Annotated in this window: 9 protein-coding genes; 4 read left to right on the top strand and 5 right to left on the bottom strand. The window is 64.5% G+C overall.

Translation table 11 applies throughout. The annotated features are described in order from the left end of the window. Positions 1–74: 74 nt before the first annotated feature. Complete coding sequence (locus ACFY3D_RS37145) at positions 75–236, bottom strand: NUDIX domain-containing protein (protein WP_389988903.1); 162 nt, start codon at positions 234–236, stop codon at positions 75–77. A gap of 143 nt (positions 237–379) precedes the next feature. On the opposite strand from ACFY3D_RS37145, the gene ACFY3D_RS37140 reads away from it, so the two are divergent. Continuing rightward, positions 380–1537 carry a hypothetical protein gene (locus tag ACFY3D_RS37140; RefSeq protein ID WP_389988901.1) on the top strand — a complete coding sequence of 386 codons (1158 nt, stop codon included), beginning with the start codon at positions 380–382 and terminating at the stop codon, positions 1535–1537. 104 nt (positions 1538–1641) lie between these two features. Further along, positions 1642–1995 (top strand): hypothetical protein, encoded by a 354-nt coding sequence (locus tag ACFY3D_RS37135; RefSeq protein ID WP_389988899.1) that lies wholly within the window; start codon positions 1642–1644, stop codon positions 1993–1995. Positions 1996–2374: 379 nt separating this feature from the next. On the opposite strand, the gene ACFY3D_RS37130 is transcribed toward ACFY3D_RS37135, so the two are convergent. Further along, positions 2375–2563, bottom strand: a complete 189-nt coding sequence (locus ACFY3D_RS37130) for a hypothetical protein (RefSeq protein ID WP_389988897.1) — start codon at positions 2561–2563, stop codon at positions 2375–2377. Positions 2564–2735: 172 nt separating this feature from the next. On the opposite strand from ACFY3D_RS37130, the gene ACFY3D_RS37125 reads away from it, so the two are divergent. Further along, a complete protein-coding gene (locus tag ACFY3D_RS37125; RefSeq protein ID WP_389988895.1) occupies positions 2736–3137 on the top strand; it encodes a hypothetical protein in 402 nt (133 codons plus the stop codon). Between the two features lie 93 nt (positions 3138–3230). Here ACFY3D_RS37125 and ACFY3D_RS37120 read toward each other — a convergent pair whose 3' ends face one another. Next, positions 3231–4208, bottom strand: coding sequence for a hypothetical protein (locus ACFY3D_RS37120; RefSeq protein WP_389988893.1), 978 nt, complete (start codon positions 4206–4208; stop codon positions 3231–3233). A gap of 457 nt (positions 4209–4665) precedes the next feature. Between ACFY3D_RS37120 and ACFY3D_RS37115 the strand changes: the two genes are divergently transcribed. Next, complete coding sequence (locus ACFY3D_RS37115) at positions 4666–5130, top strand: hypothetical protein (RefSeq protein ID WP_389988891.1); 465 nt, start codon at positions 4666–4668, stop codon at positions 5128–5130. Positions 5131–5351: 221 nt separating this feature from the next. Here the strand turns inward: ACFY3D_RS37115 and ACFY3D_RS37110 are convergent, their stop codons facing one another. Together ACFY3D_RS37110 and ACFY3D_RS37105 are read right to left on the bottom strand one after the other, a co-directional pair. Next, positions 5352–6095 carry a hypothetical protein gene (locus tag ACFY3D_RS37110; RefSeq protein ID WP_389988888.1) on the bottom strand — a complete coding sequence of 248 codons (744 nt, stop codon included), beginning with the start codon at positions 6093–6095 and terminating at the stop codon, positions 5352–5354. A gap of 72 nt (positions 6096–6167) precedes the next feature. Then, a complete protein-coding gene (locus ACFY3D_RS37105) occupies positions 6168–7055 on the bottom strand; it encodes a hypothetical protein (protein ID WP_389988885.1) in 888 nt (295 codons plus the stop codon). Between the last annotated feature and the right edge of the window lie 118 nt (positions 7056–7173).

The following is a 7173-nucleotide window of genomic DNA, read 5'->3' as shown; positions in this document are numbered from 1 at the left end:
CGAGAGCGACGAACACGCCGTCGAGCTCGGCCGAATACTGTGCCATGCGGCTAAGTATTGTCCGCCCCCAATACTTAGCGCAAGAGCAAAGTATTGCCAAAGGTCTGCGGCCGGACATCGAGGAAGCGGATCGCCTCGGCGAGTTCGCGCAGGGCCGCCTCCAGCAGGGTGGTCTCGGAGTCCTCCAGGTGACCGCCGGGCGGCAGTCGTCGATCCAGGGCGACGGCCTTGGCCATCGCCGTCTCGGTGCCGATGCTTGGCCATCGGGCTGGTGGGGTTCCTTCTCCCGGCCCCACGCCCGGCCGTCTGCGTTCTGTCGCCGCCGTCCTCTACGCTCCGATCCCGTTGATCAATGGGCGGCGGCGGGAAGGCGGGTCCGATGGCGTGGCTGCTACGCGGTTGCGATGACGAGGTGTGGGTGCAGTTCGGGGAACTGGGGGTCTTCTTCGAACGCAGCGATGGTGATCTTCTGCTGGAAAGCCCCGACGGCGAGAATCACCTCGCGGACATCCGGCTGGAGGCGTGGGATGGGCGGCCTTCTGATCCCGGGGCTCCGTGGTTCCTGGTCCAGGACACCACCATCGAGGGCGGCACCGGGTTCGTCACCGTGGGGTCGTTGGCCGAGGAGGCGAGCCGACAACTGATCATCGGCCCACCGCACTTCCTGTACGGCGTCACCGCGCACACTCAAAAGGGCGGGGATCCGCCGGAGTTCATCTCTGAGGAACAGTTCGAACGGGAGTGGGAGGAGCGCACGCCCGAGCGGTGGCTGATCAGGTTCTGGCCGATTCGAGACGTCTTCGACCCGGCCCGGCACGCACGTCCCGACAGGGCGGACGGCAGGCAGGCGCGCCCGGTCGAAGTGCCGGTCTCTACGGCCGAGCACTGGCCCGCGGCGCGGATCGGCCATCGGCAGGCGGCCTTGAACAAGCACCTCGTCCGCCAAGGAATGACCATGGCCGACTTCCTGACGGCCCAAGGGCTGGCGCCGGACATGCCCTTCGACCGGTGGCAGGCGGCGATGGCGGAGCGGGAGGTGCCCGCCATCGCCGAACGCGAGGGATGGCCGCACTGGCTGACCGAGCTCGTCAGCAAATACCCGCAGATCGCCGGCCACTGGCACCACCTGCCGGAAACGGTCGAACAGTGGGCTCCCGAGCAGCGTGAGGAGCAGGCCCGAGACCTTGCCGCGCGCCTACACACCGCCGAGGTCCTGAACCCGGACGACGTCACCTTCACCGCCGACGTCCAGGCGTACGAGCCGCAGCCGGGTGGAACCTACCGGGGCTGGCGCTGGGACTACGCCGATCGGCCTGCCCACGAAACCTTCGGTGTTGACCGACGCGTCGCCTGCCACGACATCATGAGCGGAAAGGTACTGGTCACCGGTATCGTGACGATCCTGGGGCACGACGGGCAGAACGGTTACGAGGTCCGCGACGCCACACCGGCCGAAGCAGCCCGCCTCCGCTGCGCGGAGGCGGCATGGAGCGGGCCGGACATCGGCGAAAGGCGCGCAATACGGCTCGGGCCTTGAAGCGGCCAGGAGCGGCTGGCTCACTAACACTGAATCACTCCGTTGCCGCTCAAGGCCCTGCTCCTGACGCTTTGAAACACCTGATACTTGCTCGGGAGGCGGACATGATCTGGGAAACCGACGACTGCGCACACGAGGGATGGGCCGCTGCCGAGTTTTCAGACAGCAGGGTCTCGGTGGGCTCGGAGACCGGCGGTGCCGTGGTGGTGCGCTGGGGTCCGGAAGGCGAGGCCGAACCGGCCGGTCTGCTGGACGGCCGGGACGCGGTCGGCTGGTGTGCGGTGTGCGAGTGCGGCTGGCGCGGTCCGCTGTGGGCCCGAGTCGCCACCCCCGCCGAGCACGACACCGCGCGCCGCCGCGTCCACGCCGCCCCTGGCCTGCATGGTGACGCCCCCGACGACGTCAAGGACGCTCTCCACCGCGAGTGGACGGACCACCTGGGGCCGGCCACGTTCTGATCGGCGCCTTGATCGGCGACCAGTTTCCAACTGGTTTTCAAAACGCTGACGGGGACATCGGCTGTGGTCGGTAAGGCTTGGTCACTGGATCTGTGCGGCAGCCACCCGGGACAAGGTGGTCGCCGAGCTGGTGGCCAGGAGCTGGACGGCGAGCTCGGCGTCGGTGTACCAGCGGCGGTGTCGGACGCGTGCTCCCGCAGACGTTCGTCAGACGACCGTTGGATGAACACGCCGGACACGGCTACGGAAGGTCGTCTGCGCCTGGAATCCACCGCGCCCGGATCTGCCGCCTGGGACGGCGGCGACTTGGGAGCGCGGCCCGGAACGGCCGAAGACCATGCAGGCCATCAGAACTCAGCGCAGTCCCGCACGACCGCCCCTACCGATCGTCGCCGGTCACAAAGGCCACGATCGCGCCAATGAAAAAACCCACCGCGGCGACCGTGCATACAACAAGTGAGATGTACAGATATAGCCGAGTCGATCCGTTCTGGAGCATCGTATAGGCGGCCCCCGCTGCGACCGCCGGTATGGTGCCGCATACGAGGTACTTGGATCGCTCGGTCATGCGGGGTCCTCCGTCCTTTCTCGGTGAACGATCGAAGGGTGCGGTCAGTGCCGAACGGGCGTACTGGAACCACTTCGGGGCTCGCTTTTGACCCGCGACGAGCGGCATCATCGCGGGTCAGGCTTGCGATTCCGGGCTGCTGATTGCTCGCTTTGCGAGGTGGCCGATCAGGGTGGTGACGGGCACCATTGCGGAAGCGGAACCGTTTTTCCTTGTGCAGACTCACCCCTCGGGAGGCGCCGTGATGCTCGTACCGTTCGCCATCAACGTGACCAGCTGGGGCGGGGCGGTAGGCACCGGCATAGGGCTGCTGACTCTGACCCTGGTGGAGCGCAGGAGAAAAGCCCGACGCGAGCAGGAGCGCGCCTCCACTGTGGGGTATGTGCTGGGCTGGCGCCTGAGTGATGGCAGTTTGCACAGCGCTACGGCCTCGGCCAATGTCACTGAGGCCGAGGTGACCACCGTTGCCCGGCGGAAGTCGTTGGAGCTTGACGTGATGGAAGCGTGGGTTTCCTGGCGTACCCATGACGGCCACCGGGTCCGGCGGTCCTACGCGGACGGAGGACGACTGTGACTCGGCGGCCATCATCGCGTGTGCGGGGGAACCTCAGTTATGGATCGGGCAGCCACTCGGAGCTTCTCAGGCGCACGCTTCGAACAGCGCAACTCAGCATTCAAAAGTGCGCCAGCGCTCAGGCCGCTTGACCGGATCGATGCTCCGGAAGTTCTGGATGCTCCAGACCTCACCGTATGAGGCGCGACCGTCGGCAACGCAGTTGATCGGAGTGAGCGCGAACTGACGGCCACTGTCGTTGATGACGAGTTGCTTGTGCTCTGTGCCGATCCGGTAGCCGATCTGGATATCAAAGGTAACGGCGTCGCGGCTGGTTCCAGCCTTGATGTTCAGCGCCTCCTCCTTGCCGTCCTCAAGGAACAGGGTGTTGTCCTGGAACCACAGTCCGCCCGGCTCGTAGCCGCCTTCCTCCCCTGTCACGGTGCGAGCGCGAGGATTGAGTTCATCGAGGTCAAGGAACATCTTGATGGTTTCTCCCGGCCCTTCCGGGCCGATATCGAGGAAGGCGCCGGCATATGGCGGACGTCGCTGGATATTGACCGGGCGAACATCATCGATCTTGATCCTCTGGGAACGATGCCCCTCCAGAGTGATCACCAGGTTCAACGCGTTCGGGGTGGCTGCACCCATTGTGCGTAGTTGCGACACTATGCGGTCGAAGCGGCAGTGGCCGGGTTGCAGTGTCTCGTCAGACAGAGATTCGTAAGTCCAGTTCTTCAAGCACGTACGAACTCGGCCGGGCATCGCGACGCCTGTGGGCAGTGCCACCTGATACCCGGGATCCTCGTAACGAACGGTATGTGTGATGTCATCGGGATCCTTGGCGGCTGCACGGATTGTGTCCTTGATCTTTGGGCTGTCGACCACATCCGGTCCGAGCCAGGTGATAAGTCCATAGCCGGCACTCCCCAGCACGGCGATCAGAATTGTGGCGATCCCTACTCGCACTGCGGTCAGGCGGCTCCGCCAGCCGCGTGCCGCCTCCTGCTCGGATTCCAGAGTAGTGGAGGGCGGTTCCTGACTGTTAGAGGGCCGGTTGGCGCGCCGCTTTTTTCGCCTGTTTTTTGGCATGGCATGCAGAGTAAAGCTAACCAGCCAGTAACTTTGACATTTCCCTTGAACTGCTCCATTCACCGGCGCACCTATCGAAACGCATGCAATACCAGCCCGATCTCATCACCGGCTTCTTCGTCGAGACCGGCCTGCCGTTAATTGGGCTAACCATGGAGATTTAATCCCGTTAGCACCGACATATCCCTTTCTTCCTTGTTTCCGCCAGCGCGGGGCCCGTCTCGCCATCAGTACGTCCAAATGAACCGGCCCCGGTCACGGAATGGGCGATGCCGGCCATCCTCGGCGATAGCACCACCTGCCTGATCTCCACATGTTCTCGTCACCCCTGGAAGCTTCCAGGTTCCCGGATCCCCGCCAGCGTTCGATCATTTGATCGAGTAACCGCCTCCCGACCAGACAGGTAGCACGCCGAATCGATTCACCCGTCATTGGAAACGCAGGAGAGAAGGAAGAGATGAAACCATCCCGTCGTCTGGCAATCGCCGGCAGTTTGCTGCTGGCCGCGACCGTGGCGCCGTTCGCCGGTATCCAGGCCGCTCAGGCCGCCGTGTCGTGCGGCTCCACCACCTTCACCGTGGATCCCCTGATCACCCACAAGGGGGCGGGTACTCCCTCGCAGAACAACGGCCTCACCTCGTTCCGTGGCCGCGTGTTCCAGCTGCGCACGGAACCGACCTTCGACTACAGCCAGGGCAACATCGCCTCCGGCTACAAGTCGGGCGACAAGGTGTGGATAGACGTCTCCGAGAACCAGGGACAGAGCTGGACCCAGTGCGGTCCGTACTACCGCGACCGGACCTACTTCTCCTACCACAAGGGGAAGTGGATGCGCGTGTGCGTCAATGTCGACGGCATCACCCAGTGCGCGACCAACGGCAACAAGACCGGGCCCGGCGGAAGCAAGTGGTGGGACGACTGACCTCGATCCAACAGAACGAACCGGTTCGGTAAATGGGCGCTGTTCCGGCAAGTTCGTCACTCGCCACCATCGAAGCCGATGCCATTCAAGGTGAAAAGGATTTACCGAAACCGCCATGGAGATCGAGATTGTCGATCTCCATGGCGGCTTGTCAGGTCAGGATCGACAGAGAAGGGCTGTTCGCCTGTCCGGCTTGACGGACAAGCTGTGGCGCGTTGAGTTCAATCGAAAAAACCATTGCCTTTGAGTCGCGAGATCAGGTCGTCCATATTTTTGGGCTCCGCCCATCCTGAGCCGGTGCCCGCGACGTCCAGCGGTTCGATTCCGCCCACGAGGGCCCGGCCGCCTGCACTTTTCCGCTGGACAAGTGTCTGGTCTTCGAACACGAGCCCCTGAGGCGGTGGGCTGGTAAGCACGGCCTCATCGGAGAATGCGACTCCAGGCTTTATGACAGCACCTTCGTAAGGAAGGTGATCGGCTGCGAAAACCATGGCCTTGGTGCCGGCGGGGATGGAAATTTCGAAGTCCTCCAAAGATCTTTTGGGTAGCCACTCCTCAGGTTTCTTGGAGTCGTCTCGGACCACGGCGCCTCGAAACAAATCCACATAGATCATTGAATTACTGTTTGATCCCTCCGTGTCGATACCTTTCAAGGGGTGGGTGACCTTGATCCTGAGAATGACACGATGTTCGAGTGGCCCATTGGGATAGGTGGCCAGAGCCGGACCTTCCTGCCAGCCGTCGACCACGCCTGCGGCGACGATCGGCTGGACCTTTGCCAGCGCCTCCGGTGAGGACAGGGGCTGAAAGTCCGATGCCGCGACCCGGAGAATCGAGACGTCGAGTGCTTTGTGATTCCCCTGCGTGATCTGGCCTGTAGCGAGGTTGCCGAAGGTCTCATCGCCTGCGCACCCGCTTAGGGCAAGAGCCGAAACGAGAGCCAGAGCAGCGATAGGACGCTTCATCGACGGACTCCTTTTGGGGAACGGTACCGGCGATAAACCTGATGGTGTTCACCGTCCCCCGCTCGCAGTTGTTCAGGGGTTGAAGAAGGTGACGACCTCTCCGAGCGCGTAGTGGCGGTCGAGGTCCCCGTTCTCCTCACTGAAGTAGGTGCCGCCGGAGTAGTTGACGACCTGCATGGCCCGCCGGAACGGATCCGTGTCCGGATTCACCGCTGCCCTCAGTGCCTCGGCGGCGGCCCCCTTCAGCATCCATCGGCCGTAGTCGGTGTCATGGCCCGGTGATGAGTGCCGCTGCCGGGCACTGTCAGGCGAGGCCAGAAACGCCTCCGACGCCCGTCGCGCGAACTCCATCCGGAAGTCGCCCAGCCGCTCGGCCAGTTCGGCGGAACACTCGCCGGCCGCGATCAGGGCCAGCGCCTCCTCGACCAATGGGCCGTCGATGCCCGCCGTGGCCACGGCCATACCGGCCGCGATGGCGGTGACCTCCGGCACCCGGTCGGGCGTGGGGTCGGCGATGATGCGGGCGACGCGAGGGTCGACGGCCGCGATGGCCCGCATACGTCCGTCGACGCGGAGGGCCGGGCGCGCGGCGACGGTCATCGGACGCAACCAGTGCAGGGCGTGGGACCGGGCCGTCCAGTCGTCATCGATGACGACCCCTGACAGGTGCTCGGCCACGGCGAACGCGGTGGCTCTCCAGTCGGCCTCACTCACCGGCAGGCCGTCGAGCCACTCCTGGCCAGAGGCGCCGTCGAGATCCAGGGCGTCGAACGACGCGACGACCTCGCCGTCACGGACGTAGCTGACGAAGGTGGCCATGTTGACGGTCCACGCCACCTGGAACGCCTCCCCCTTCGCCACGATCTCGCCCAGCAACGCCTCGTTCAGCCCCCGGAACGCGAACGGCTCGACGATCGGCCCACTCCCCATGGCGGGCCACCAGGGCCACACCGGTGGCATCGTCGGGCAGGTCCTCCGGGGCGATGCCGAACAGGCCGTCGAGGGTCTCCGATTCGGCCACCAGGGGTTGCCCGCCGAACGCCCGGACCGCCTGGTCGAGATCACCAGCCCTGATCCA

Source organism: Streptosporangium sp. NPDC000509, assembly GCF_042898365.1.
Lineage (GTDB): Bacteria > Actinomycetota > Actinomycetes > Streptosporangiales > Streptosporangiaceae > Streptosporangium.
The sequence above is the reverse complement of the archived record's forward strand: the minus strand, read 5'-3'. Positions and strand labels throughout refer to the sequence as shown.